22 protein-coding genes and 1 riboswitch are annotated in these 24489 nt (G+C 64.4%); of the genes, 6 read left to right on the forward strand and 16 right to left on the reverse strand.

Annotation, left to right across the window (positions count from 1 at the left end):
- Positions 1–140 precede the first annotated feature (140 nt).
- A complete protein-coding gene (locus ACTJKX_RS00170) occupies positions 141–3173 on the forward strand; it encodes a PAS domain-containing protein (RefSeq protein ID WP_440723976.1) in 3033 nt (1010 codons plus the stop codon).
- Between the two features lie 40 nt (positions 3174–3213).
- On the opposite strand, the gene ACTJKX_RS00175 is transcribed toward ACTJKX_RS00170, so the two are convergent.
- The 11 genes from ACTJKX_RS00175 to ACTJKX_RS00225 form a co-directional block, all read right to left on the reverse strand.
- On the reverse strand, positions 3214–3525 hold the full coding sequence (locus tag ACTJKX_RS00175; protein ID WP_440723977.1) for a type II toxin-antitoxin system RelE/ParE family toxin: 312 nt from the start codon (positions 3523–3525) through the stop codon (positions 3214–3216).
- On the reverse strand, positions 3525–3803 hold the full coding sequence (locus tag ACTJKX_RS00180; protein WP_394310585.1) for a ribbon-helix-helix domain-containing protein: 279 nt from the start codon (positions 3801–3803) through the stop codon (positions 3525–3527). The genes ACTJKX_RS00175 and ACTJKX_RS00180 overlap by 1 nt, the downstream gene beginning before the upstream one ends.
- Positions 3804–3901: 98 nt before the next feature.
- Complete coding sequence (locus ACTJKX_RS00185; RefSeq protein WP_440723978.1) at positions 3902–5173, reverse strand: Zn-dependent hydrolase; 1272 nt, start codon at positions 5171–5173, stop codon at positions 3902–3904.
- Positions 5170–6012, reverse strand: coding sequence for a BtpA/SgcQ family protein (locus tag ACTJKX_RS00190; protein ID WP_440723979.1), 843 nt, complete (start codon positions 6010–6012; stop codon positions 5170–5172). Before ACTJKX_RS00190 ends, ACTJKX_RS00185 begins: the two co-directional genes overlap by 4 nt.
- Positions 6009–6923: a PfkB family carbohydrate kinase gene (locus ACTJKX_RS00195; RefSeq protein WP_440723980.1), complete on the reverse strand. Its 915-nt coding sequence runs from the start codon at positions 6921–6923 to the stop codon at positions 6009–6011. The genes ACTJKX_RS00190 and ACTJKX_RS00195 overlap by 4 nt, the downstream gene beginning before the upstream one ends.
- Positions 6924–6926: 3 nt before the next feature.
- Positions 6927–7715, reverse strand: a complete 789-nt coding sequence (locus ACTJKX_RS00200; RefSeq protein WP_440723981.1) for a glutamine amidotransferase — start codon at positions 7713–7715, stop codon at positions 6927–6929.
- Positions 7716–7751: 36 nt separating this feature from the next.
- Positions 7752–8840 (reverse strand): phosphotriesterase family protein, encoded by a 1089-nt coding sequence (locus tag ACTJKX_RS00205; protein ID WP_440723982.1) that lies wholly within the window; start codon positions 8838–8840, stop codon positions 7752–7754.
- A gap of 17 nt (positions 8841–8857) precedes the next feature.
- Positions 8858–9865, reverse strand: a complete 1008-nt coding sequence (locus ACTJKX_RS00210; RefSeq protein WP_440723983.1) for an ABC transporter permease — start codon at positions 9863–9865, stop codon at positions 8858–8860.
- Positions 9862–10677 carry an ATP-binding cassette domain-containing protein gene (locus tag ACTJKX_RS00215; protein ID WP_440723984.1) on the reverse strand — a complete coding sequence of 272 codons (816 nt, stop codon included), beginning with the start codon at positions 10675–10677 and terminating at the stop codon, positions 9862–9864. The genes ACTJKX_RS00210 and ACTJKX_RS00215 overlap by 4 nt, the downstream gene beginning before the upstream one ends.
- 284 nt (positions 10678–10961) lie before the next feature.
- Positions 10962–11903 (reverse strand): ABC transporter substrate-binding protein, encoded by a 942-nt coding sequence (locus ACTJKX_RS00220; protein WP_311942541.1) that lies wholly within the window; start codon positions 11901–11903, stop codon positions 10962–10964.
- Positions 11904–12196: 293 nt separating this feature from the next.
- A complete protein-coding gene (locus ACTJKX_RS00225) occupies positions 12197–12817 on the reverse strand; it encodes a cupin domain-containing protein (protein ID WP_149253982.1) in 621 nt (206 codons plus the stop codon).
- A gap of 136 nt (positions 12818–12953) precedes the next feature.
- Positions 12954–13133, forward strand: a riboswitch (cobalamin riboswitch).
- Between the two features lie 43 nt (positions 13134–13176).
- Here ACTJKX_RS00225 and bluB point away from each other — a divergent pair.
- Positions 13177–13914 (forward strand): 5,6-dimethylbenzimidazole synthase, encoded by a 738-nt coding sequence (gene bluB / locus ACTJKX_RS00230; protein WP_440723985.1) that lies wholly within the window; start codon positions 13177–13179, stop codon positions 13912–13914.
- 47 nt (positions 13915–13961) lie between these two features.
- A complete protein-coding gene (locus ACTJKX_RS00235) occupies positions 13962–14597 on the forward strand; it encodes a TerB family tellurite resistance protein (protein ID WP_415080408.1) in 636 nt (211 codons plus the stop codon).
- On the opposite strand, the gene ACTJKX_RS00240 is transcribed toward ACTJKX_RS00235, so the two are convergent.
- Entirely contained in the window at positions 14590–15849 is a 1260-nt protein-coding gene (locus tag ACTJKX_RS00240) for a hypothetical protein (RefSeq protein WP_440723986.1), read from the reverse strand. The two genes, ACTJKX_RS00235 and ACTJKX_RS00240, sit on opposite strands and share 8 nt — an antisense overlap.
- Positions 15850–15982: 133 nt before the next feature.
- Positions 15983–16843 carry a DUF975 family protein gene (locus ACTJKX_RS00245; protein WP_440723987.1) on the reverse strand — a complete coding sequence of 287 codons (861 nt, stop codon included), beginning with the start codon at positions 16841–16843 and terminating at the stop codon, positions 15983–15985.
- Between the two features lie 418 nt (positions 16844–17261).
- On the opposite strand from ACTJKX_RS00245, the gene ACTJKX_RS00250 reads away from it, so the two are divergent.
- Both ACTJKX_RS00250 and ACTJKX_RS00255 read left to right on the forward strand, forming a co-directional pair.
- Positions 17262–17990, forward strand: a complete 729-nt coding sequence (locus ACTJKX_RS00250; RefSeq protein WP_440723988.1) for a DUF3053 family protein — start codon at positions 17262–17264, stop codon at positions 17988–17990.
- Between the two features lie 179 nt (positions 17991–18169).
- Positions 18170–18823: a tetratricopeptide repeat protein gene (locus tag ACTJKX_RS00255; protein ID WP_440723989.1), complete on the forward strand. Its 654-nt coding sequence runs from the start codon at positions 18170–18172 to the stop codon at positions 18821–18823.
- A gap of 61 nt (positions 18824–18884) precedes the next feature.
- On the opposite strand, the gene ACTJKX_RS00260 is transcribed toward ACTJKX_RS00255, so the two are convergent.
- Both ACTJKX_RS00260 and ACTJKX_RS00265 read right to left on the reverse strand, forming a co-directional pair.
- Positions 18885–21062 (reverse strand): malate synthase G, encoded by a 2178-nt coding sequence (locus ACTJKX_RS00260; protein WP_440723990.1) that lies wholly within the window; start codon positions 21060–21062, stop codon positions 18885–18887.
- A 264-nt stretch (positions 21063–21326) separates the two neighbouring features.
- On the reverse strand, positions 21327–22775 hold the full coding sequence (locus ACTJKX_RS00265; protein ID WP_440723991.1) for an MFS transporter: 1449 nt from the start codon (positions 22773–22775) through the stop codon (positions 21327–21329).
- A 123-nt stretch (positions 22776–22898) separates the two neighbouring features.
- Between ACTJKX_RS00265 and ACTJKX_RS00270 the strand changes: the two genes are divergently transcribed.
- Positions 22899–23243 carry an ArsR/SmtB family transcription factor gene (locus ACTJKX_RS00270; protein WP_440723992.1) on the forward strand — a complete coding sequence of 115 codons (345 nt, stop codon included), beginning with the start codon at positions 22899–22901 and terminating at the stop codon, positions 23241–23243.
- A 142-nt stretch (positions 23244–23385) separates the two neighbouring features.
- Here the strand turns inward: ACTJKX_RS00270 and ACTJKX_RS00275 are convergent, their stop codons facing one another.
- Complete coding sequence (locus ACTJKX_RS00275) at positions 23386–24429, reverse strand: alpha/beta hydrolase (RefSeq protein ID WP_440723993.1); 1044 nt, start codon at positions 24427–24429, stop codon at positions 23386–23388.
- Positions 24430–24489: the final 60 nt, after the last annotated feature.

The following is a 24489-nucleotide window of genomic DNA, read 5'->3' on the forward strand; positions in this document are numbered from 1 at the left end:
CGGGTGACGATAGCGCAGGCTTGCCGTTTTAACCATGCCCCAGATCAGCGGGGGATGACGGGGGAGCGGCGATTTACCCTTTTGTTTTCCATCTGTATTCATACTTTGTTAGTCATTTCGGCAGGTTCTTGGAAAACGGCATGATCGAGGCGATGTTGCGGACGGCTTTGATGGCCGATCAGCGCCTGCAGGCGCTGATGGACGACCCGCGCCCGGCCTTTGTCTGGCATCTGGACGGGCGTGCGCTCGCCTGGGCCAATCGCGCCGGAGCCCAGAGTCTGGGGCTGCTGCCCGCCGATATCCTGCGCCAGCAATCGAGCCCGGCCCTGGTCTCGCTCTCGCCCCAGATCGCGGCCATCGCCCGTAAACTGCCGAGGCCGGGCGCCATGCGGCTCGACCGCCTGCGCCTGCCCGGCATGGGGGCGCTCGATACCCTGTCCTGTGCCTGCCGGTCCTTTGACGGTACGGAAGGATTTCTCGGGCTGCTGGTGCAATCGCTCGATCTTCCGCGCGGACGGCGCCAGCACAGCTGGGCCCCGCCCTCGGTCGCGGATACGCTGCCGCCTTTGCCGGGCACGGAGCCGGCCTCGATCCCGTCCGGTGGATCGCCCGCCGCCAAGCCCTTCGAGCAGAGCGGTGCCTGGCGTTGGGTCGAGGCCGATGGCGAACGTGCGGAACCGATGAGGCCCGATGCGCCGCTGTCTTCGCCACCGGAGCCCGTTCGGAGCCAGGCATCCGAGCCCTCGCCGGTGGCTCGCAGCAAGCCTTTGCGCTTTGTCTTCCAGACCGATGCGGAGGGACGTTTCGTCTCCGTTTCGACCGAATTGGCGCAGGCCCTGGGCCGGAAGGCTGCGGACTGGACTGGTCGGCGCTTCGCCGACATCGCTGCGGCGCATGGCCTGCGAGACACCACGGCCATCATCGGGGCCTTTGCCGGCCAGCGCACCTGGACCGGCCTGTCCTTCCTGTGGCCCGATTCAGTCGCGCGCCAGGAAACGCCGGTCACTTTGAGCGCGTCGCCGCAATTCCAGGGCGAGGGGCAGTTTGCCGGATTCCGTGGCTTCGGCATGGCCGGCCTGCCACGGCCGCTATCGACCCCGGTCGAGGCCGAAGCACCGCCGCCGAAAGCCACGATCGTCTGGCAGGACGCCGATCCGGCGGAGGAAGAGGAACCGGCGCCAGCGTCCGTTCCTGAAGAGCCGACATTTCGCGCGACCGCAGGGAATACCGACAGCAATGTGGTGCGCCTGCCGAACAAGCCTTCCCAAGAAAGACCGGCCTCCGAGCGGCCTGTATCTGAAAGACCCACCTCGGAGCGTTCACCTCTCGAACGGCACAGCCTGACGCCGACGGAGCGCATCGCCTTCCACGAGATCGCCAAGGCTCTCGGCGCTCGTATCGAGGGTGAGCGCCGCGAGGAGCCGGCAAGGCAGGAGGTCCGCCCCGCGGCCGAGCCCGATCATGCCGATCGCGAGAAGGCTGCAACTGCGTCGGAATCGGAAACGCGCGCCGAAAAGCCTGACACGGCGATCCCTCCTGTAGAACCGGATCCCGAGCCCGCCGAACACGTGGTCACGCCGGCCTTGAGTGCCGACGAGATCCGCTGGCTGGAGGATGCCGCTTCGGAGCCGGAGGCCGGCCCGGGCGAAACGGTGCCCGCAAGCGCGCCGGAACCGGTGGCACGCCCGGTCAAGCTCGGACGTCTCGACAAGGTGCCGGTCGCCCTGATCGATCGGCTGCCGATCGGTATCTTCATCGCTCGCGGCGAGGACCTGCAATTCGCCAATCGCACTATGCTCGAACTGCTCGGCTATCCCGATGTCGAAGCGATCCGCCAGGTCGGCGGCCTCGACCATGTCTTTGCGGGCAGCGACCCCGTTCCCCCGGGCGAGGAGGCCAATCCCGGCGTGCTCCTGAAAACGGCTTCGGGCGAGACGATTGCCGTCGACGGCCGTGTGCAGACCACGCATTGGGATGGGGAGAGCGCCCTGCTCATTTCCGTTCGCCGCCCGCTCGGCGAGGTCGGTGCCGACAAGCTGCACGCGGCGGAACGCCGGGCCGACGAGCTCCAGGCCGTGCTCGATACCGCCACGGACGGCGTGGTGATTCTCGACGGGCAGGGCCGCATCGTCAGCATCAACCGCAGCGCCGAGGCATTGTTCGGCTATGAGCAGCGCGAGATCATCGGCAAGGACCTCCTGCTGCTGTTTGCGCCGGAGAGCCATCGGGCCGCCTTCGACTATCTCGACAGCCTGCGCTCCAACGGTGTGGCCAGTCTGCTCAACGACGGCCGCGAGGTAATCGGGCGCGTGCGCCAGGGCGGTTCGGTGCCGCTGTTCATGACCATCGGCCGGCTCGGCAGCGAGAGGACGGGCGAGGAGGCCAAGCGCTTCTGTGCCGTGCTGCGCGACGTCACCAGCTTCAAGAAGGCCGAGAGCGAATTGACGGCCGCCAAGCGCCAGGCCGAGGAGGCCTCCTCGCAAAAATCCGACTTCCTCGCCAAGATTTCGCACGAGGTGCGCACGCCCCTCAACGCCATCATCGGCTTTGCCGAGGTGATGATGGAGGAGCGCTTCGGCCCGATGGGCAATGAGCGCTATCGCTCCTATGCCCGCGACATCCATACCTCTGGCGAGCATGTCATCAGCCTGGTCAACGATCTGCTCGATCTCTCCAAGATCGAAGCCGGCAAGCTCGACCTCAGCTTCTCCAGCGTCAATCTCAACGAGGTCGTGCAGCAGTCCGTCAGCCTGATGCAGCCCCAGGCCAGCCGCGACCGCATCATCATCCGCATGGCGCTGGCCGGAAACCTGCCCAATGTGGTGGCCGACGGCCGCAGCATGCGCCAGATCGTGCTGAACCTTTTGTCGAACTCGATCAAGTTTACCCAGGCCGGCGGCCAGGCCATCATCTCCACCACCTTGTCGGAGCGCGGCGAGGCTGTGCTCAGGGTGCGCGACACCGGCGTCGGCATGACCGAACGCGAACTCGCCATCGCCATGGAGCCCTTCCGCCAGGTCGCCTCGACCACACTGGGTGGCACCGGCCTCGGCCTGCCGCTGACCAAGGCGCTGGTGGAGGCCAACCGGGCAGCTTTCACCATCCAGTCCACCAAGAATTCGGGGACGCTGGTCGAGGTTACTTTCCCCTCGACGCGGGTGCTGGCGGAGTAAGGGTGCGTCACACGTGGCTGCCAGATCGCCGGCAAGGATATCAGAAGAGGGATGTGAGGTCGCGCCTTCCGTCGACGACACGGATGACCTCGACTTCGTTTACCGGCATGATCTCATCGTCCGGCTTGAGCCGATAAACGACGAGATAGGGTGCAATCACTAGGACTCTCGCAAATTCCCTGATTTCTGGACGGGCGGTTCCAAGACGAGGGTTATCGCGCAGCAATTGGGCAACATCCTTCAAGCGATCATAGATCTTGTCTGCTGCGGCAAGACTGTCGAGGCCAATGGCTACGTAGATATCGAGCAGATCTTCTTCCGATTGCGGTGTCCAGATCAGCGTGGCGGCCATCAGGGCTTAGCTTTGATTGCTGCGAGGCGGCGACGGCCTTCGGCCCTTACAGCCTCAAAGTCGATGCTTCGGCCGGGTCCGCTGGCAATCCCCTCGTCCCAAGCCCGGCGCAGGCGCTCGATCTCGTTACGGCGCATTTCCCGCTTGACCTCCCAATCGCGCAGGGCTTCCCGCACGATCTCCGAAGTCGACGCATATTCACCGGCCTCGACGGCACCTCGGAGGCTCGAAATCTGCTTGACCGTCAGGGCGATGCTTACTTTTTCCACGGAGGCCATCAGGGCATATCCCTTTGTTGAAGATCATGGATCTTGCTACTTTTTCCTACCATGATGCTAACAAAGGCGCAAACTTAGCCGATGGCACGCCCTAGATCCTACGGGCGCTCTCCTCCCGATGTCATCGCAGCCCCATACGCCACCGCGACCGTCGCTTCGAGCAGGAGCCGGGCGCCATCCCTGATGCTGGCGGGCTCCACATATTCGGCTTCGTTGTGGCTGATGCCGTCCCGGCAGGGCACGAAGATCATCGCTGTCGGCGCGACGCGGGCAAGGAACAGCGCGTCGTGGAAGGCGCCCGAGACCATTTTCTTGCTGGGCAAGGAGAGGCGGCCGGCCGCGGCCTCGATGGTGTCGATCATCCCGGGCGCGAAGAGGCCCGGCGGCATGTCGAAGGCCATGCTGATCTCGACCGAACAGCCCTGCTTCTCGCCCTCGATGCGGCAGATGGCCCGCACCTCGCCTTCGATGGCATCGAGCCTGATAGCCGAGGGATGGCGGAGGTCAAGGCTGAAGGTCACGGCCTTGGGGATGGCATTGACAGAACCCGGGATGGTGGCGATCCGCCCCACCGTCAGCCTGGCGTCGGCATCGGAGGGCATCACGCTGGCCTGGAGCTGATGCATCATGCCGACGGCCGCCACCATCGGGTCGCGGCGATAGGGCAGGGGCGTGGTGCCGGCATGGCCGGCCTCGCCGGTGACGGTCACCTTGAGCCAGCGCGTGCCTTGGACACCCGTCACCACGCCGATGGCGAGGCCTTCCTTTTCCAGGGACGGTCCCTGCTCGATATGCAACTCCATATAGCCGGAGACGGGTGTGCCGAGCGGGCGCATCACCGCCTCAGGCAGGGCGGAGAGCGTTGCGGCGAGTTCGTCGATGAAGGAGGCGCCGTCGCTGCCGGCCAGGGATTGCCATTGCGCCGGATCGGCCGCGCCGGCAAAGGCCATCGACCCCATCACGCCAGGTGCGAAACGGCTGCCTTCCTCATTCGTCCAGGCCACCATCTCGATGGGTCCCGGTGTCTGCAACCCCGCATCCTCCATCGCTTCGAGAACCTCGAAGGCCGAGAGCGTGCCGAGGGCCCCGTCAAAGCGGCCGCCGGTCGGCTGGCTGTCGAGATGGCTGCCGATCAGCAAGGGCGGCAGGCTGTCGTCGCGGCCGCTGCGGCGGATGAAGAGATTGGCCATGGCGTCCTGGAAGACCTGGAAGCCCCGGGCCAGTGCCAGTTCGGCGAGCAAGCGTCGCGCTTCCCGGTCTTCCGGGCTGAGGGCCTGGCGGTTGACGCCACCCGCCGGCGTGGCGCCGATACGGGCGAAGGCCTCCAGCCGTTGCTGCAGCCGCTCAGCCTTGATTGCCGGAGATGTCATCGCGCCAGCCCGGCGATGAAGGCGGTCACGCGGGCGGGATCGACCGGGTTCCACCACACGCCGTCATGCTTGAGGGCGCTGGCGATGATCACGCCGTCGACGATGGAGAGGATGTCGTTGGCATTATCAGGAGTGACGCCGCTGCCCACCAGAGTCGGCAGGCCGGCAGCTTCCTTGATCATGCGGATATAGCTCAGATCCGCGGCATGGCCGGTGCGCTGGCCGGTGGCGATGATCGCATCGGCTTCGAAGAAGACGAGGTCCTTGACCAGTTCCTCCACCGGCCTGTCGGCGACGATGGCATGGGCGCCGTGCTTGACATGGGCGTCGGCGAAGATGCGGATACCATGGGCGCGCAATCTGGCCCGAAAGCGCATGGCGCGGGCGGCCTCGCCCTCGATGAAGCCTTCATTGGCGACATAGGCATTGGCCCATTGATTGACCCGGATGAAGCCCGCGCCGGCGGCGCTGGCGATGGAAAGGGCCGGGATGGCGGCATTGGCGAGCACGTTGATGCCGATGGGACGACCGAGCTTGCGCCGGATGCGGTCGGAGACCACCGCCATATAGGCCGAGGTTTCCGGGCCGATGTCGTCGGGCTTGGCGAAGGGGATGTCGCCGTGGTTCTCGACGATCACGCCGTCGCAGCCGCCATGCAGATAGGCCTTCGCATCGTCGAGGCCGCGCTGATAGATCGCCTCCACCGCCTCGCCCTGATAGCGCGGGGAACCGGGAAGGGGGGCCAGATGCACCACGCCGATGACGACCTTGGTTCTGCCATAGAGGCTGGTCAGCGCATCGCCGGCAGCCTGGCCGATGGGTTTGGAGGAGGGTGTCATGGCTTTTCCGTTTCCAATGTCCTGATGAGGTCGCGGATCTCCGCCTTGCTGGGGCAGGATTCCGAGGTGCCGCTGCGGCCGACCGCGATGGCGGCGGCGGCAATGGCAAGGCTGGCGGCCTCTACTGGCGTCATGCCGAGATCGATGCCGCCGGCGAAGATGCCGCAGAAGATATCACCCGCGCCGCTGGTATCGACGGCGGTGACTACCGGGGCCGGCAGGCGGCGGTTGCTTCCCGTCGTTCCCTCGGCAATGAGGCAACCCCGGGGGCCGAGGGTGACGAGAACGATGCCGGCTCCCTGCCGAAGCAGTTCCATGGCGGCTTGATCGGGGTCCTCGCAGCGGGTCAGCGCCTGGGCTTCCCCCTCATTGACGATGACGATATCGGCCGGCGGCAGTGCCGGGCCTGCTGCGGCGGGTAGCGGGCTGGGGTTGATGATGGTGCGGGCGCCGCGATGCCGGGCCAGATCCAGGCAGGCCGCGGTGGCCCGGGGCGACAAATTGCCCTGCATTACCATGATGTCGCCGAGCTCAATCTGCTCGGCGATATCCGTTTCCGCGAGTGGATTGAAGGCTTCCGCACACAGGCTTCCGGTGACGATGATGTTCTCGCCGCTGGTGTCGACCAGTACCGCCGAGCGGTCCGTGGGCAGGGGCTTGGCCGTGAGGCGGCAGGCGAGACTTTCGGCCGCTAGGCGGTCGGTGATCCAGCCTGCCGCTGCGTCGTCGCCAATTGCCGCCCACAGTGTCACGTCCGCGCCCGTGCGTGAAGTGGCAATGGCCTGGTTGGCGCCCTTGCCGCCGATGCCGTCGGCGTGACCGGCGGCATTGAGCGTTTCGCCGGGAACCGGGAAACGCTCCAGCCGGAAGGTCGTGTCGACGCAGACATTGCCGACGACATGCACCGCCATGGTTCAGCCCTTTGTGGTCGCCCAATTCTTCTCTGTCGCCCAAGCCAGCATCTGCTCGAACAGCTTCTTGTAGCCGTCCCAGGCGATGAAGCCCGGCGGCAGCCAATGCGGGCCGACATCGGAGGTCCAGGCCACGGTGCGGCCCTTGCCATGAGTGCCGGTCACCAGCAGTGGCTGGGAACCGTAGTCAGAGGAGACGGTGGCGAGCACCTCGGCGCCCGGCTTGAGCGTCACCTCGTTATAGCCGAGCAGGATAGGCCATTGCGTGCCGAGACCCTGCAGGATCGGGTGATCGGCTGTGCCGGTGACGACGGGGGTATAGCCCTCCGGCACTTCCACACGATCGTCAAAGGCAAGGCATTCGACAGGCAGCACGTCTTCCACGGGCGTCTTGCGGTAGCGCGCGCCGCCATTGATGCCCTGGAAGCTGAAATAGCCGCCGAACATCAGCAGGCCGCCGCCGCTCTGCACATAGTCGCGCAGGAGGCGCAGACGGTTCGGGGTGGGTTTGGAGTGGATCCAGGTATCGGGATGGAGCAGCAGCGTGTTGGCGCCGATATCGGACAGCACGACGGCATCATAGGCGGAAAGCGCCTCGATATTTTGCGGAAAATGGCGCTGGGCTTCATGCGCGGGCATGAACGTGATGTCGAAGGCACTGTCCTTCAGGGCGGCGAGGAGTTCATCGGCGCCGGTGTGATAGGTCGCGGTCGGGAACTGGTCGAAGCCCTTGATGTGGGTCGAGGTCGAGACCCAGGATTCGCCGGCGAGCAGGATCTTCTTCTTGGACATGGTCACTCCTTGGGGAAAGGGGGGGAAGGCGTGGGCTCACGCAGTGGCGGAGAACACGGATTTGGGATTGTCGACGAGCATGCGGTCGATGGCGGCCTGTTCCACGCCGTGGCGCAGGAGGCGGGGCACGAAATGTTTGAGGATGAAGCCGTACCCGAAGCCGCCATAGCGGGTGAGCATGATCTTCAGGAAGACGTCCTGCGAAAGCAGCAGGCGGTCGGTGAAGCCCATGTCGACCAGCGCGCGGATCGCCGTGGCGTTCTGCTCGTCGGAGGGGGACTGGGCGTCCTGGTCGGCAAAGTAATAGTCCATGCCGATCATGTCGTATTCCAGGAAGGCGCCGCGCTCGGCCAGGGCTCGCTGATAGTCGAGGTCCGCATGGCTCGGATTCATGTGGCAGAGCACGGTGTGCCGCAGATCGGCGCCCTCGGCCTCGACGATGTCGAGCACACGGTGGCCGAGGCGCTCCCAGCCGGGCAGATGGATGGAGAGCGGCAGGCCGGTAATCCTGGCCGCGCGCGCCGAGGCGCGCAGCGACTTTTCCTCTTCGGCCGTGAAATCCTTGCTGACGCCGACTTCGCCGATGATCCCCGCCATGATCTGCGGTTGCTCCTCGCCGCCGCCGACATCGTTGACGATGAACTGCGTCACCGCTTCGACATCCATCGCCTTCAGCCAGTCCGGATGGGTCGGCTCCAGATAGAAGCCGGTGCCCATGATGATCTTCATGCCGGAGGCGCGGGAAATGCGCGCGAGCTTCTCGGGCGCCCGGCCGATGCCGATATTGGTGGCTTCGATCACCGTATGGCCGCCGAGCCCCTGGAAGCGCTTGAGCTCGGACAAAGCGAGGTCGCTGTCGTCGAGTGAGACATTGTCGCGGTTCATATACGGATTCATCCTGAGCTCGCCGATGATCTCGATATTCACCGCCTGCTCGGCGATTGCCTTCTCGTCCGGGTGGCACGGGCATTTCCAGGTGCGGGCGCCGTCGAGCAGGATGTGCTCGTGCATCAGGGTGATGCCGAGGTCGCCCACCGGCACCGGGCCGAGCACGGTCATGGCGGTGCCGGACCGGATGCCGATCGGCTTGCGCTCAGTGGGACGGGGCTGGAACAGGTGATCCATGCTCAGTGGCTCCATGCTCAATGGCTTCTCATGGCGCCTTTGAACAGGCGGAAATTGAGCCAGATGGCGATCAGGATGATCGAACCGGTGACGATGGGTGTCAGGAAGGGCGACATATGCGCCAGCACCAGGCCGTTGGCGATCACCGCCACCGTCAGCGCCCCCAGCACCGTGCCGACAACGGTGCCGCGCCCGCCGAACAGGCTGGTGCCGCCCAGCACCACGGCGGCGATGACGTCGAGCTCGAAACCCTGGCCGGCATTGGAGGAGCCGGAGCCGAGGCGCGCCGCCAGGATGACGCCGGCGGCGGATGCCGCCATGCTGGAGAGGATGTAGACGCACAGCACCACGAAGCGGGTGTTGATGCCGGCGCGCCTGACGGCCTCGGCATTGGCGCCGACGCCGGTGACATAGCGGCCGAAGGGCGTCCGGTTGAAGACGAGAAAGGCGATCACCAATACTGCGAGGGCGATCAGGGCCGGCACGGGCATGCCGAGGAACCAGGCCCGGCCGATCGCGGTGAAGGGGCTTTGCGCTTCGACCGGGATCGAATAGCCGGCGGTGATCAGGAGAGCTAGGCCCCGGATCACCGACAGGCCGGCCAGCGTGACGATAAAGGCTGGGATGCGCTCATAGGCGATGAAGAAGCCCTGTATGGCACCGATCACGCCGCCCATCGCCAGCATCAGCACGATGACGAGCGGCCAGGGAATCCCGGCCTGCAGCGAGGCCGCCGACAGCGTCGCCGCCAGCGCCAGCACCGAGCCGACCGAAAGATCGATGCCGCCGGTGGTGATCACGAAGGTCATCGCGGCCGCCACGATAAGCAGTGGCGCCGATTGGCGCACGATGTTGAGGAGGTTGGGGGCGGTGAGGAAGGCGTCGGTCCAGATCGAGAAGACCAGGCAGACGAAGATGAAGAACAGGGCGATCGAGATGATGCTGCCGTTCGCCATCGCCTTGTCGCGCCAGCGGGCTTTGTGGACGCGGGGGCGATGGGCGGGGGTGGTGGATGAGGCCGTCATGCGCGGGCTCCGTTGTCCTTGGAGGCGTTGTCCTTGGGGGCTCCGGCGGAGCGGGCGTTGAATTTGCGGCCGACGATGAGGTTGACCACCTCCTCGATATTGGTGGCCTCGATCCGGCGCTCGGCGACGTTGCGGCCCTCATACATCACCTGGATGCGGTCGCAGACGAGGAACAGGTCCTGCAGGCGGTGGGTGATCAGGATGACGCTGACGCCGCGGGCACTGACGGTGCGGATCAGTTCGAGCACCGCCTCGACTTCGGCGACGGCCAGGGCAGCCGTGGGCTCGTCCATGATCAGTACGGAGGGGTTGAAGGAAGCGGCGCGGCCGATAGCGATCGACTGGCGCTGGCCGCCGGAGAGGTTCTCGACCTTCAGCCTGGTATCGGCGATGACGATGCCGAGCTTGTCGAGCATGTCACGGGCCTGCCCATGCATGCGGCGCTGGTCGAGGAAGGGCACGCCGAGGATGCGGTGCCGGGGCTCGCGGCCGAGGAAGAGATTGCCGGCGACATCGACGCTGTCGCACAGCGACAGGTCCTGATAGACCATCTCCACCCGCGCGGCGCGGGCATCGGCGGGGGAGGCGAAGGACTGCACCTTGCCGTCGATCTCGATTGTGCCGGAATCGGGGATCACGGCGCCCGAGAGCACCTTGCTCAGGGTCGATTTGCCGGCACCGTTGTCGCCGACCAGTCCCAGCACCTCGCCGGGCCTGAGCATCAGCGATACGTCGTCCAGGGTCTGGATCGTGTTGTATCGCTTGGAGATACCGGTCATCTTGACGCGGTAGGGTTCGCCACTGTCCATCATGGTTCCGCCTGGCAATGAAAAGTCCGTCCCGAGGCTTCGGGAATGAGACTTCACAAATCTCGAAAGTTCGCGCTGCCCCTCACCTTACCTCTCCCCGTAAGAACGGGGCGAGGGGGCGCAAGCGTTGTGATCGATTCTTGAGCCCTGTCATCTCGCCCAACGGTTGGGCGAGATGAGATCTTTTCGGTATGAAATGCGCGATCGCAGTCCCCTCGCCCCGTTCTTACGGGGAGAGGTAAGGTGAGGGGCAGCGCGACCTTAATCAGGAAATCGCCGTCGGCCCGTTACTTGAACATGCCCCGGAACTTGTCGACGTTCTCCTTGGTGACGATCGTCACGGGAACGTTGATGATCGGCTCGATCTTCTCGCCCTTCTTGAGCTTGGTCAGGGCTTCCACCGCAGCCTTGCCTTCACCGGCCGGGTCCTGCTGGATCACGCCGGTCACCCAGCCCTGGTCGATGCCTTCGATGGCCTGCTTGGTCAGGTCCCAGCCGAAGACCTTGACGCCGTCGGTGCGCCCCTGACTGGTCACGGCGGAGACGGTGCCGAGCAGGGCCGGTTCGCCGGTGGCATAGAGCGTGGTCATGTCGGGGTTGGCCGTCATCAGGTTCTCGGCGGCACTCAGCGCCACGTCCTGCACGTTCTGGCCGTCGACGGTGTCGAGGAAGGTGACCTTGAGGCCGCTGGCCGTCACCGCCTTCTTGAAGCCGTCCAGCCGCTGGTTCTGGATATAGGAATTGAGGGCGCCGACCACGCCGATCTTGGCGGTGCCATTCAGCTTGGCCTTGACGTAGTCGGCATAGAACTTGCCGATGTCCTCGCCCGCCTTGAGATTGTCGACGCCGACGAAGGAGACATTGTCGCCGTCGGGAATCTGGGCATCGATGGCGATGACGGGAATGCCGGCCTTCTTGGCGGCGGTGATGGCGGGCTTCACGCCGTTGACGTCGATGGCGATCAGGATGATGCCGTCGACCTTCTGGGTGATGTAGTTCTCGATCGCGTCGTTCTGGGCGCTTGGAACATTGTTGGCGTTGAAGATGACGAGCTTGGCGCCGGCCGCCTTGGCGGCGGCCTCTGCGCCTTCGTTGATCTGGTTGAAGAACAGGGCCTGCTGGTTGATGGTGACCAGGGCGAAAGTGTCGGCCGAAGCGGACACCGATCCGAGGGACAGCGCCAGGGCTGCCGCCGCCGCGCAGCCGGCGAGATATTTTGAAAGCCGCATTTCAATTCCCTTCATGGATGGCCCGTGCCGGGCTCATTCTCAGTTCTGACATCCGCATCATTCAAGAGACTTGAATTCATGTCAAGTTACTTGAATGATGGTTTGAGGGATTCTTGAAAAGCCGACGGCACAGAGCCTGGAGAAGAAGTGCTTATGTCATCCCCGGCGGGACCAAAGGCCCCGGGAAGGGGATCCAGGGCCAGGGGCTCCATTTTTGCCCCTGGATTCTCTTCCCGCCGCCTTCGGCGGCGCCGGGAATGGCAGAGGTGTTTTATTGGCTCCTCGAGGTTTCCTCAGAAGGTGGCGGGCGTGTTGACCCAGAAGATGCTGGCGCGCTCGGTTCCGGTGTTGCGATACCAGTGCGGCAGTTCGGACTTGAACACGAACGTATCGCCGACGGAGAGCTTGAAGGTGCGCTCGCCGACCATCAGCTCCACGGTTCCGGCCAGCACATAGCCGACTTCCTCGCCCTGGTGCTGGATCGGCCCGGCGCTCTCGCCGCCGGCTTCGATATGGTGGATGTTGCACTGGAGAAGATGGCCGGGCGAATAGGGGATCACCCGTTCCAGCGAAATGCCTTCGCCGCGCCGGAGCGGGTCCAGCGAGATCAGCGGGCGCGTGCCGGCGCGAAAGACGATGCCCTCCTCGCTGTCTGATTCCTCGAACATCCAGCCGATATTGGTACCGAGCACCTCGACCAGGCGATGCAGCATGGGCAGGGAGGGGGAGGCCTTGCCGTTCTCGATCTTGGACAGCAGGCTTTCCGAGCACTCCGCGGCCGTGGCCAGGGCCTTTAGCGTCAAGCCCCTCGTCTGCCGGGCCAGGCGAAGGCGGGTGCCGAGCCGCACGGGATTGGCCTGTTCCAGGGGATCGGGCTGATCGCCGGCGCGCCGTTTGAGATCGATTTTGTTCATTCAGAGATTGCCAGGATGCCTATCGCCCGAGGGCCTGGCTGGCGATTCTAGGCCACAAGCCCGTGCCCTGTCCACTTTGCCGCCCGTCGACCGGTATGGCCGTCCCGCACGGCTGGGCAGCCGGCGTCTCCCATGCTACATCCGTAAGACCTTCGGTGCCCGCTTGCGGGAGAATCGGGAATGCGGTTTGAGGCCGCGACGTGCCCAACGCTGTAAGGGGGACTATCCGGGCAGGTTTCAGCCACTCGCTCTGCGGGGAAGGCGTCCGGGTGGGTGGATCCCGAGTCAGAAGACCGGCCGGAGGCGATAGATCGGCGTGCGCGGACGGCGCGGCGATTGCCATCGCAAGGGGAATGACGATGGACCCATCCAACGAGGCGCTCGCGCCCTCGGGGCCGTTCTCGCCGGCCGAACGTGAAGCCGTCTATCGCGCTATCTTCACCCGGCGGGACGTTCGCAGCCAGTTCAGCCCGCAGCCTGTGCCTGATGATGTCCTCGCCCGCATCCTCACGGCCGGGCATCACGCGCCCTCGGTCGGCTTCATGCAGCCCTGGAGTTTTCTCGTGCTGCGCTGCCCCGAAACCCGGCGCAAGGTGCAGGCTCTCTTCGAGGAAGCCAATGCCGAGGCCGTGGCAATGTTCCCGCCTGAAAAGCAGGCGCAATATCGCGCGCTGAAGCTGGAAGGCATCATCGATGCGCCGGTCAATCTATGCATCACCTGCGATCCCGACCGCGCCGGCCCGGTGGTGCTTGGCCGCACCCATGACATGGCGATGGACCGTTATTCCACCGTCTGCGCGGTGCAGAATATCTGGCTGGCTGCACGGGCCGAGGGGGTCGGGGTCGGCTGGGTCAGTATCGTCGATCCGGCGCGCCTGCGTGAGGCGCTGGGCATTCCCGAGCGGGTGGTTCCGGTTGCCTATCTGTGCCTGGGCTATGTGCACGAAGCCTATGCCCGACCCGAATTGGAGGTGAAGGGCTGGCGCCAGCGCCTGCCGCCGGAGGCTGTGCTGAGCTTCGACGGCTGGGACGGCCGGCAGCCCGGCCATCCCTTGCTCGCCGCCATGCGGGCCGCTATGGGAGATGCAGGTTCATAGGATGGCTGGCGCAGGATGCGCACTGTCCCGATCGGATGAGACGGCCGATGGATTTCCTGCGTAAGAATGCGATCTGGATCATTGCTTTGCTGATCACCAGCCTGGTCTTGCTGGAGGGGCCGAGGGCGATCCTGATCGGAGCGTTTGTGGCCGCCGTCGTCGGCCTGTTCTGGCTGTTGCGCGGCAAGGCCCGCAAGCCGGCGGCAGCACGCCGGCTCGAGGCCGTGCCGAAGGTGGTTCCCCTCCCGCTCGACCGGGGCGCCGACACGGTCCGGCCTCAGGCGCTGGAGCGTGTCTCGCTCAAGGCCATCGATGATCCCAGGCTCGCTGCCGTCGTCCTGATGATCCAGCTCGTCCGCACCAATGGGTTGCTGACCCGGGCCGAACGGGACACCATCCTCGCCCTGATGAGCGACCCGCTCGGGATCGGCGACCGCGAGCGTATCTATGAGCAGGCCTTGCAATTGACGGATCGCGGCCGGGTGTTCACGCCGGTTGCCGAAGAATTGGTGCCGCTTTTCCGCGCCCGCCTGTCTTTGCCCGAGCGCCAGCAGCTCATCGACATGCTGACCGAGGTCGCCAATGCCTATGGCGAGGCCAGCGATTTGCAGCGCGAGGCGATCGTTCGCCTGAAGCGGCACCTGCTCGCGCCGGATGCCGCAGCCGGGCGCTCGCTCAATTGAAATAGAAGGCGTAGCTCGCGACGTCGCCGCCGAAGATGCGCGTGGCCTGTCCCCAGGCCTCGGCATCCATCACCTTGCCATTGTCGAGGAAGGGGAGGGCCCCCGGGCCGGTGATCCACAGCACCAGGTCGAAGTTGCCGGGCTGCTCGAACACCCTGGCGAGATTGATGCCCTTGGCGAAGCGCCAATGCGGCATCAAGAGCTTACCGTCCAGCACCTCGTCGACCTGCCCGAGCAGCGCGAGCCACGAGTCGATGCGCTCCTGCGTCACTTCGAGGGAGGGGAGCACGCCGCTCTTTTGCCGTGGGCCGGGAAGCCATTCGTGGTCGTCGTCGGTTTCCTTGGCGATCAGCGCCCAGGTCTCGCGATTGAGCCGGATTACCGTCTTGAAATGACCGCGTACCTCCAGCCACATCGCCTTGTCGGACACCGGCCAGTCTATGGTGTGCACCAGGCTGATCAGGTCGGCGATGGCATCGGTGTCGCGCTTGCTGGTGCCGAACAGGGTCATGCCCAGTCCGTCGTCGCCATCGACGCCATTGGCCTTGGCAAGGCCGCTGACGGCGCGCGGAAACAGGCTGCCGAAGCCGGCGTCCCAGCTGCGCGACATGTCGTGTGACAAGAGGGTCTTGGTCAGGGCCATCAGGAAGTTGCAATAGCCGCGCAGCCATTTGGCGTCGGCCGTGTCGAAGGCGACGATGAAGGGTTTGGGCTTGCCGGCATCGTCGAGGTCCGAGATCGCTGCGCCGATATGGTCGCGTTCGTCGATGGTGCCGTCGCCGTTCCAGTCGAAACGGGTGACGGAGAGATCGACCGTCAGCTTGGCAGGGCTATCGCCGACCTCGGCCAGGGTCTGGTCGGCCTTTTCCAGATCGGCCAGGAACGTGGCGAGGATGCCGCGAAAGTCCTGATAGGTGATCGGCTGCGGCTCGGGATTGGTGCTGAAGACGGTGCCCGACAGGCCGAGCAGGCGCATGGCCGGTATTTCGGTGGCGAAGCCATATTTGTAGAGGGCCTGCGACAGATGTTCGAGCGCGCGGGCGGTGCGTACCATGCCGAGGCCGAGCCTGGCGTCGGCATTGCCGCTGGCCTTGGTGGCGAGGGCCAGCATCTGTTCGTCCGCCTCGCTGATGCGGCCCTTGCCGAGATAGCTCTGGAACAGGGCCGAGGCCGTATTGTCGGCCTTGGCCGGCACGAAAGAGACCGCCACCGTCATCGCGGCGGCCATGGCCCATGTCAGCAGATAGCGCATCGTCATTCCCGTGCAGGCGCGGCATTCACCGGGAATCGGATGGAGCCTGCCTGAAAGATCGTTGGATAGGGCAGAGGCCGCGAACGCCGCAACGGCTTTGCGGCGCCGGGGATAGAGCTTTTTCAGTACGGCCTCAGTCGAACACATCAGCCACGCTGCCGGTCAAATCGACGCCATCCTTGAGCACCCGCAGGCGATAGGCGGCAATGGAATAGACCCCGATCAGCCAGGCATACATCAGCGGCAGGACGAGCAGCATCATGATCAAGGCGGCAATGCCGCCGCTGGGCCCGAATATCCGTGCCAGAACATTCACGACCAGAAGGTAGGCGAACCAGATCACCCAGGTCAGCAGCATCATGCCGAACAGAGGCCAGCGATATCCCGCGCTGAGATAGCGGCTGCGGCCAAGCGCGCGGATCGGTCCGATATCCTCGTTGATGCAGATGACGAAGGAAAGCAGATAGGGAAAGACCAGATAGAGGGCGAAAATACCGGCGATCAGCATGGCGACGATGACGAAGCCGGGAGGGGCGCCAATGCCGAAGAAGACCAGTCCGAGCAAAGCGGCAACCAGGTAGAGCGCGATATAGGCAAGGAGATAGATCAACAAGAGGCCGAAGACGGCCAGGAACCTTTTGGCGCCGGCCATGCAGGTTGCCATGAAGGGTTTTGCCGGATCGACGTAACGATCATGGATCAAACGGATCATCGCACAATAGAAGGCGAGCGAAAGGAAACCGGCGGCCAGGAGCAGCAGGTAGAACAGGGCGAAATTTCTTTTGATGGCCAACTGGGCCGCCACTTGGTCACCGTTCAAGGCCGCCCAGAAGAACGAGCCGAGCAAGCCGAAGAAAATGGCCAAGATTGCCAACTGGAGCAGGAACACCCAGCCGTAATTCCTCAGGCTGACCCCGAAAGCATCGGCGATGATCTGCCCGATCCCCAGAGGAGCGCGGCCTGAATGATCGGTCGAAGGCGAAGAGACTGACATGCGTGTTCCTTTGCTCGCGGCCATATCCGGAACGCATTGGGGCCAGCCTATACGAACGAGATGCCAACACAATTCAATAGAAGTGAATATGTGTTCCGGCGGTTGGACGTGGTGACGTGAACTATCCTAGCGGCTCGGATGACAAGGTGGAGTCACGCGCGTTACATCCAGATTTCGTGGGAAAACGCATGGATTATACGCCGTCTTTACCGGACGAAGGCATGCTTCGGCAGGATGTGGATTTGCTTTTGCACATCTGACGGTGTTGCGTGTTTTGGGACCAGGAAAGATACACGCGTTCCGTGTCATGCCCGAGAATTGATGAGATAATTTCGTAAAGGCAGTTCCCCAAGAAACGCCTTCCGTACTTGGACAAGCGCTCCGACGGCTGGCCCTATTGCCAAAACAAGTGTGGCTGTTGCATAGCCTCGCCTGTTTGTTTCCAATCAACGATCCTGTAAAAACCATGCTTCGCAAAGCGCCATTGTGGCTGTCCATCGGACTTGCCCTGTTTCTCGCTGCCTGCTTCAGCAAGGAGCCGGAACAGCGCAAAGCCTACATTGAGTTTTTGCAATCGCGGATAATCGACAACAAGGACGAAACGACGTTTCCGGCGATGACAAGCCGGCAGGAGGAGGCGTTCGGCCCCTATGTGGACAGCTTCAAGATCATGGCGACGTTCTTTGACGGCATGAATGAACGCACCGGTGTCGGTCGCAACGCCGCCAAAAGTGCCATGTCGCTGCCCGATGTGCCGGCGCTGATCGAGGATCCGAGCCTGCTCGACAGGTTCAGCGCGAGCTTCCTGCAACGGGCTAGGGAAACCAAGATTTTGGTCGACACGGCCGATGCGGCCAAGGCCCGGTTGCAATTGCCGGATGATTTGAAGGCCGTCTATGACAAGGCCTATGATCGTACCGTGTCCAAGCGGGGTCGCGACTGGGCAAATCTGGAGCCGCAATGGACGGGCGTGACCGACCAGATGAAGAAGCTCGTGGCCTTCGTGCGACAGAACCAGAGCAAGATCCAGGTGCAAGGCAGCGGTCTGCTCACCGACGATCCGGCGATCCTGGCGCAGATGCAAGGCATCCTGAAGGATCTCTATGCCAGGCAGGATGCATTGAACAAAGCATTCGACGCCCTCTGAGCGAAACGCGCTCGATAGTTGGCGTCCATTTGTTCTAAGCTCTTGTTTCGCCGTCCTTTTGCAATTTTCGGCGAATCTACCAAATCGCAAAACGCCTTGATGCGGGCCTGGATTGACCTTTGTAGCCCGATCCGCCACAAGGTCCGGCAATTCCTCCCGCCCCATCCGGACAACGCAGCATGGCCGCCGAAGCAAAGTTGAAGAAAGCCGTCGAGCATCATCGCGCAGGCCGGCTCGATGCCGCTGAGGCCGTTTATCGCGAGATCCTGGCCGGTCGCGCCGGGGACTTCAACGCCCTGAACCTGCTCGGCACGCTCCTGCTGCAGCGGGGCGCCAATGACGAGGCCGAGAAGGTGCTTCGCCGGGCAGTCGAGGTCAATCCCGGCAGCGCCGACGCTCAGATGCGGCTGGGGCTCGCCAATCGTGGCCTCGGCAATGAGTCGCGTGCGGAATATTGCTTCCGCTCCTCCCTGAAGCTCGACCCCAAGGCGGCCGATACCCATTACAATTATGGTAATTTGCTGGCATCGCTCGAGCGCGGTGACGAGGCGCTGCAGGCCTATCTGGCCTGCCTGAAGCTCGAACCCAACCATGTCGAAGCCCATATTGGCCTGGGCGACCTCCTCCTGCACAGCGAACGGGCCGAGCCGGCTGCCGCCCATTACCAGCAGGCCGTAGCCTTGAGGCCCTTCTCGCTGGAGGCCATTCTCGGCCTCGGCCGTTCGGCCCGCGCTCTCGGCAAAACCGAGGAAGCTCGCAAGATTTTCGAGAAGCTGGTCGAGCTCGATCCCGGGCATGACGAGGCCCGGCGGAGCCTGGCCGAACTGGGGTAATCGTCGTTCCTCACCCTCCCTTTCAGGGGAGGGTGAGTTCTCATTTTACAGCTCGACGGAACTAAGCCTGCGCCGCCTTGAATTCGCGCCGATGCGCGTGGAGCAGCGGTTCGGTATAGCCCGATGGCTGCGAGCGGCCCTCGAAGACCAGATCGCATGCCGCCCGGAAGGCTATCCCGTCGAAACCAGGAGCCATCGCACGGTAGTGGGGATCGCCGGCGTTCTGGCGATCCACGACCTCCGCCATGCGACGCATGATCTGCCTGACCTCGTCTTCGCTCACGATGCCGTGGTGGAGCCAGTTGGCGACATGCTGCGCCGAGATGCGGCAGGTCGCGCGATCCTCCATCAGTCCGACATCGTTGATATCGGGTACCTTCGAACACCCGATGCCTTGGTCGATCCAGCGCACGACATAGCCGAGGATACCCTGCGCATTGTTCTCGACCTCGCGGCGGATCTGCTCGGGCGTCCACTTCTGGTAGCTTGCGACCGGGATTTCGAGGATCGTTTCGACATAGGCTCGCCTGCCGCCTTTCGCCAGCGCGGCCTGCACCGCGAAGACGTTGACCTTGTGGTAATGCAGGGCGTGGAGCGTGGCCGCCGTCGGGCTGGGGACCCAGGCGCAATTGGCGCCGGCCTTGGGATGCTCGATCTTGGTTTCCAGCATGGCCGCCATCTTGTCCGGCATCGCCCACATGCCCTTGCCGATCTGGGCCTTGCCCGAAAAGCCGCATTGCAGGCCGATGTCGACGTTCTGGTTCTCGTAGGCGCCGATCCAATCCTTGCGCTTGATGAAGTCCTTGCGGCTGAACGGGCCGGCCTCCATCGAGGTATGGATCTCGTCCCCGGTACGATCGAGGAAGCCGGTATTGATGAAGACGATGCGATGCTTCGCCGCCCGGATGCATTCCTTGAGGTTGACGCTGGTGCGCCGTTCTTCGTCCATCACCCCCAGCTTGACGGTATGCTTAGGCAGGCCGAGCACCGTTTCGACATGGGTGAAGACCTCGTCGGCGAAGGCGACCTCGGCAGGCCCGTGCATCTTGGGCTTGACCACATAGACCGAGCCGGTGACCGAATTGCGCAGGCCCTCGGACTTCTTCAGGTCATGCATGGCGATCAGCGTGGTCACCATCGCATCCATCAGGCCTTCGAAGATCTCTCCGCCATCTTGGTCGAGGATGGCCGGATTGGTCATGAGGTGGCCGACATTGCGCACCAGCATCAGCGCCCGGCCCTTGATCGAGACTTCGCCGCCATTCGGTGCGGTGAAGGTCAAGTCCGGGTTGAGCTTGCGCGTCATTTCGACACCATCCTTGCGGAAGGTCTCCGTCAGGCCACCCTGCATCAGTCCCAACCAGTTGCGATAGGCGACCACCTTGTCCTCGGCATCGACGCAGGCAACCGAATCCTCGCAATCCATGATCGCCGAGATGGCGCTTTCCAGCCGGATGTCGGCGAGGCCCGCCTGGTCGCGGCTGCCGATCGAGTGGGCCCGGTTGAAGATCAGCTGGACGTGCAATCCGTTGTTGCGAAGGAGCACGGCGTCGGGCGCGCGCGGATGGCCGCGATAGCCGATGAATTTCTCCGGTTCGAGCAGCGGCATGTCGTCGACCAGAAGTGCGCCGTTGCGGATATGATAGCGCCGGGCATCCGCATGGCTCGTACCCTCGAGCGGGAAGGCCTCGTCAAGGAAAACCCGCGCCCTTGCCACGACGCGCGCGCCGCGGCCGCGGTTGTAGCTGCCGGCGGGCGGCGGGCCGCCGCCCGCGTCGGTGCCGTAGAGGCTGTCATAGAGGCTGCCCCAGCGCGCATTGGCGGCGTTCAGCGCGAAGCGTGCATTGGTGATCGGCACCACGAGCTGGGGACCTGCGACCGTGGCGATCTCCGGATCCACATTCTCGGTCGCGATGGTGAAATTGTCGCCCTCGGGCAAGAGATAGCCGATCTCGGTGAGGAAAGCCTTGTAGGCATTGCGGTCATGAGGCTGGCCACGGCGGGCGAGGTGCCAGGCATCGATCTGGGCCTGCAGTTCGTCGCGCCGCTGCAAGAGCGCCTTGTTGCGCGGTCCGAACTCACGAACCAGCGCAGAGAAGCCATCCCAGAAAGTCTGTGCCTCTACCCCCGTGCCGGGCAGTGCCTCCTGCTCCAGAAAGGACACAAGCTCGGGCGCGACGAGCAGGCCGCCGCGTGCCACGCGTGTGGCCGAATGTCCGGCTTCAGCCTTGTCGTTCATGGTGATCCCTTATCAGTCAGCAATTGTCATGATCATGGCGAGTCTGGTTGTGGATACGCCAAACATCCCCGGTTGGGTATCGAATTTCCATCTGATGGCAATGCTGAGACGGTCACACTTTCACAGACCCAGAACAATAGGCGTTGCGGCCAAACGGCCTCTTGGCAACGGATTCGAGGTGGGCTTCATCCAGGCTGCCCACCCTTTTTTCACGGTTTGCCGGTGCGGCGGGACGCTCGCCGTCGCACATGCCTGGAGGCTGCCTTACGATGTCGGCATGCGTTTGATGCACAGCGCGCCGAGCAGCAGGGCGATGAGGAGACCGAACGCGGCGACCCACATGGCCGTGCTCATGCCGGAAAGGGAACTGCCGCCGGCACCGATCACGCCGAACACCGCAACGCCGACCGCACCTCCGGTCTGGCGGAGGGCGTTGAGAACGCCGGAGGCGATACCGGCCCGGGTTTTCTCCACGGTGGCGAGCAGGGCGCCGATCATGGCAGGCACGGCGAGCGCCATGCCGAAGCCGATGAGCAGCAGCGGCCACCAGATATGAGCGTAGCCGGCATCCCCCCGCAGCTGCAGCGCCAGGGCGACGAAGCCGAAGGTGTCGATGGCGAGGCCGAGCACGATGGGCAGCCGGTTGCCCCAACGCACGGCGACGCGTCCGGACATGATGTTGGTGATCGCGATCAGGCCGGTCATCGGCAGGAAGGCAAGTCCAGCGCTCAAGGGAGACATGCCGAGCCCATCCTGGAAATACAGGCTGAGCAGGAAGATGGCGCCGTAGAAGCTGACATTGAGCAGGGTGCCGATCAGGGCTGCAGCCGTGAAGATCGGGTTGCGGAACAGGCTGAGTGGCATCATGGGCTCGGCCGTCCGGGATTCCACGGCCAGGAATAGCGCACCTGCCAGGAGGAAGACGGCGATGGCGCCGAGAATGGCGGGATGGCTCCAGCCCAGGGGCTCGCCCTCGATGATCGCGGCCGTCAGCGCCACCACCGTAAGGATGCCGAGAATCTGGCCCGGCAGGTCGATGGCGCGCGCATGGCGCTCGGTCGTCTCCTCGGTGAAGCGCAGTGCCATCCACAGTGCGAGCAGGCCGACGGGCAGATTGATCAGGAAGATGCTGCGCCAGCCGAACAGGGCGATCAGCAGGCCGCCGAGCACGGGGCCTGCCACCATGGCCAGGCCACCGACGGAGCCCCAGACGCCGATGGCCTTGGCGCGCTCGGACGGGTCGCGATAGGCATGGACCACCAGGGCCAGCGACGGCGGCATCAGCAGAGCGGCGCCGATACCTTGCAGCACGCGCGCGGCAATCAGGGCGGTGCCGCTCGGCGCAAGGCCGCAGGCCAGCGAGGCCAGGGTGAACAGCGCCAGGCCGAGAAGGTAGAGACGCTTGGCTCCGAACCGGTCCCCGAGCGCACCGCCGGTGAGGAGCAGGCCGGCGAAGGCGAGCGTATAGCCGTTGACCACCCATTGCAGCCCAGCGACGCCGTCCGCCATCAGGCCACGCATCTGGTCGAGCCCGACATTGACGATGCTGACGTCAAGCTGCACCAGCGCGACGCCAAGGCTGAGAGCGGCCAGGCGGGCCGCCGGTCGGACCGGCCTTCGCAGGCCGGAACCAGCCGGTTCCGCCGTGGAGGTCCAAGTCGTCTCGCTTCCCGTGCTGCATGGTTCCGGTACGGCCGGCTGCAGACTGGTCATGATGAAATCTCTTCTTGGGTAATTATCGCGTCGGCGATGTCATTTAAGTATGATATTATTCATACCTAGAAGCGGTTCGATTGGCAATCGACCAATGCAGGATCCCCTCTCGACAGGGGGCGGATGGCAAGGGAGGCGGCAATATCCAACCAGGACGATCACCCCAGCCGGGAGGAGATCACTCTCGGCCCCATCTTGGCAGCACTTGCCGATCCGCATCGGCGGCGCGTGGTGGCGACCCTCGTGCTCGCGCCTGACGGCACGGAGATCGGCTGCTCGTCCTTCGGCCTGCCGGTGACCAAGGCCACGCGTACCTATCATTTCCGCATGCTGCGTGAGGCGGGCCTGATCGGCATGATCGACTATGGCAATTGCCGCAAGACCTATCTGCGCCGGGCGGATATCGAGGCGAAGTTCCCGGGCTTGCTCGCCTGGGTCGTTGCCGAGGCAGAGGCTGCATCGGGTTGAGAATCCGCCTTCGAGAGCTGAGCGGAGATGTGAGGCTGGATCCATCCATGGGGCAGCTCCGAGAGCGCGATGCGCTTGAGATACCCTGATTTAGCAGCATGGAGGCCAGGATGCTTCGGCGATAGCCGAAACATGCCTGTCGTCAGGGCGAGGCCTTCGCCGTGGGGCAGCCCGGCTGGTCGAACAGGGCAGCGAGCCCGCAGGACGAAGTCAGCATCTTGTCGCCGTTATGGCCCACGCCCTCGACCAGCCACAGGCTGTGGCGGGGCGTGCCGCCGTCACGTTGGCGCATCGCCGAGACATAGGCCTCGCCACGAGCCAGGCGATAGGGGCCTTGGGCTTCGGCCATGCAGGTCTTGTCGAGTGCGGGGTGGTTGGGATCGGTGTCGGCGGTGCCAAGCAGGTAGATGACGCGCCGGGCGGTATAGGTCTTCTCCAGCTCATCCGGCGAGGGGGAGGCGAGATAGGACGGGCGGGCCTGCATGCCGTATTTCCAGTCGTCGAAGCCCCGGCAGGCGGCGGCAACATCAGGCGCCGGCCGCTTGGGAGAGAAATAGGCATAGGATGAGGGATTGGCGACGACATAGCGCACACGGATGCCTGCGGCAGCCAGCGTGCTTTCGCCCTTGCCGGCAATGGCATAGCGCTGCACCACCTGCCCACCGCCGGAATGGCCGGCCACCACCACCTCTCGCAAATGCGGGAACAGGCGGCGATCGGCAAGGCGGGCGAGAATGGCGTCGAGGGCGGCAAAGGAACTCACCGGCTTGGGACCGAGGGCATTCTCGCCCCCCTGCCAGCTCGTCAGGGTCCAGCGCAGCACTTCAGGCGGCAGGCCGAAGGCCTCGACGTCCACCTTGGCGAGGAATTGCGGCGCGACCATCAAGGTGGTTTGCCCGGCGGCGCCCGCAGCGGCCTGAGCCTTGAGAGCCGAGCGGAAATAGACGTCGGCGTCCCGCAGCCGGCCATGCAGCACCAGGACGGCGCGATCGACCTGCGGCAACGGCTTGGACCAGTCGGCCGAAACGTAGAGCGGCAGTTCGCCGCCACCGGGCACGGCGATACGCCCGTCGGCGATGACTTTCACCGGCTTTTCGTTGGGCGCCCGCTCGTCCTGGGCAAGGGCCGGGTTCGGCAACGTGAGGAATAGGGCCAAGAGGAGGCCACCGGGTTTCAGAATCGGCATCTCCGTTGATCTCCTGGGACCGCAGGCGTCTCGCCTGCTCTTGGAAGCTCTGAGCGTGTC

The sequence above is a fragment of the Labrys sp. 22185 genome, assembly GCF_052045555.1.
GTDB lineage: Bacteria > Pseudomonadota > Alphaproteobacteria > Rhizobiales > Labraceae > Labrys > Labrys neptuniae.

What these genes read in the sequence shown, in the direction of transcription:
- ACTJKX_RS00195 (WP_440723980.1), bottom strand. Translation starts at nt 6,923, where the DNA reads ATGGCGGTGCATGTCGTCGGCAATGTCTGCGTCGACACGACCTTCCGG.
- ACTJKX_RS00170 (WP_440723976.1), top strand. Translation starts at nt 141, where the DNA reads ATGATCGAGGCGATGTTGCGGACGGCTTTGATGGCCGATCAGCGCCTG.
- ACTJKX_RS00255 (WP_440723989.1), top strand. Translation starts at nt 18,170, where the DNA reads ATGGCCGCCGAAGCAAAGTTGAAGAAAGCCGTCGAGCATCATCGCGCA.
- ACTJKX_RS00190 (WP_440723979.1), bottom strand. Translation starts at nt 6,012, where the DNA reads ATGACACCCTCCTCCAAACCCATCGGCCAGGCTGCCGGCGATGCGCTG.
- ACTJKX_RS00220 (WP_311942541.1), bottom strand. Translation starts at nt 11,903, where the DNA reads ATGCGGCTTTCAAAATATCTCGCCGGCTGCGCGGCGGCGGCAGCCCTG.
- ACTJKX_RS00215 (WP_440723984.1), bottom strand. Translation starts at nt 10,677, where the DNA reads ATGATGGACAGTGGCGAACCCTACCGCGTCAAGATGACCGGTATCTCC.
- ACTJKX_RS00210 (WP_440723983.1), bottom strand. Translation starts at nt 9,865, where the DNA reads ATGACGGCCTCATCCACCACCCCCGCCCATCGCCCCCGCGTCCACAAA.
- ACTJKX_RS00185 (WP_440723978.1), bottom strand. Translation starts at nt 5,173, where the DNA reads ATGACATCTCCGGCAATCAAGGCTGAGCGGCTGCAGCAACGGCTGGAG.
- ACTJKX_RS00235 (WP_415080408.1), top strand. Translation starts at nt 13,962, where the DNA reads ATGGATTTCCTGCGTAAGAATGCGATCTGGATCATTGCTTTGCTGATC.
- ACTJKX_RS00275 (WP_440723993.1), bottom strand. Translation starts at nt 24,429, where the DNA reads ATGCCGATTCTGAAACCCGGTGGCCTCCTCTTGGCCCTATTCCTCACG.
- ACTJKX_RS00175 (WP_440723977.1), bottom strand. Translation starts at nt 3,525, where the DNA reads ATGGCCGCCACGCTGATCTGGACACCGCAATCGGAAGAAGATCTGCTC.
- ACTJKX_RS00245 (WP_440723987.1), bottom strand. Translation starts at nt 16,843, where the DNA reads ATGTCAGTCTCTTCGCCTTCGACCGATCATTCAGGCCGCGCTCCTCTG.
- ACTJKX_RS00265 (WP_440723991.1), bottom strand. Translation starts at nt 22,775, where the DNA reads ATGACCAGTCTGCAGCCGGCCGTACCGGAACCATGCAGCACGGGAAGC.
- bluB (WP_440723985.1), top strand. Translation starts at nt 13,177, where the DNA reads ATGGACCCATCCAACGAGGCGCTCGCGCCCTCGGGGCCGTTCTCGCCG.
- ACTJKX_RS00240 (WP_440723986.1), bottom strand. Translation starts at nt 15,849, where the DNA reads ATGCGCTATCTGCTGACATGGGCCATGGCCGCCGCGATGACGGTGGCG.
- ACTJKX_RS00260 (WP_440723990.1), bottom strand. Translation starts at nt 21,062, where the DNA reads ATGAACGACAAGGCTGAAGCCGGACATTCGGCCACACGCGTGGCACGC.
- ACTJKX_RS00205 (WP_440723982.1), bottom strand. Translation starts at nt 8,840, where the DNA reads ATGGATCACCTGTTCCAGCCCCGTCCCACTGAGCGCAAGCCGATCGGC.
- ACTJKX_RS00225 (WP_149253982.1), bottom strand. Translation starts at nt 12,817, where the DNA reads ATGAACAAAATCGATCTCAAACGGCGCGCCGGCGATCAGCCCGATCCC.
- ACTJKX_RS00200 (WP_440723981.1), bottom strand. Translation starts at nt 7,715, where the DNA reads ATGTCCAAGAAGAAGATCCTGCTCGCCGGCGAATCCTGGGTCTCGACC.
- ACTJKX_RS00270 (WP_440723992.1), top strand. Translation starts at nt 22,899, where the DNA reads ATGGCAAGGGAGGCGGCAATATCCAACCAGGACGATCACCCCAGCCGG.
- ACTJKX_RS00180 (WP_394310585.1), bottom strand. Translation starts at nt 3,803, where the DNA reads ATGGCCTCCGTGGAAAAAGTAAGCATCGCCCTGACGGTCAAGCAGATT.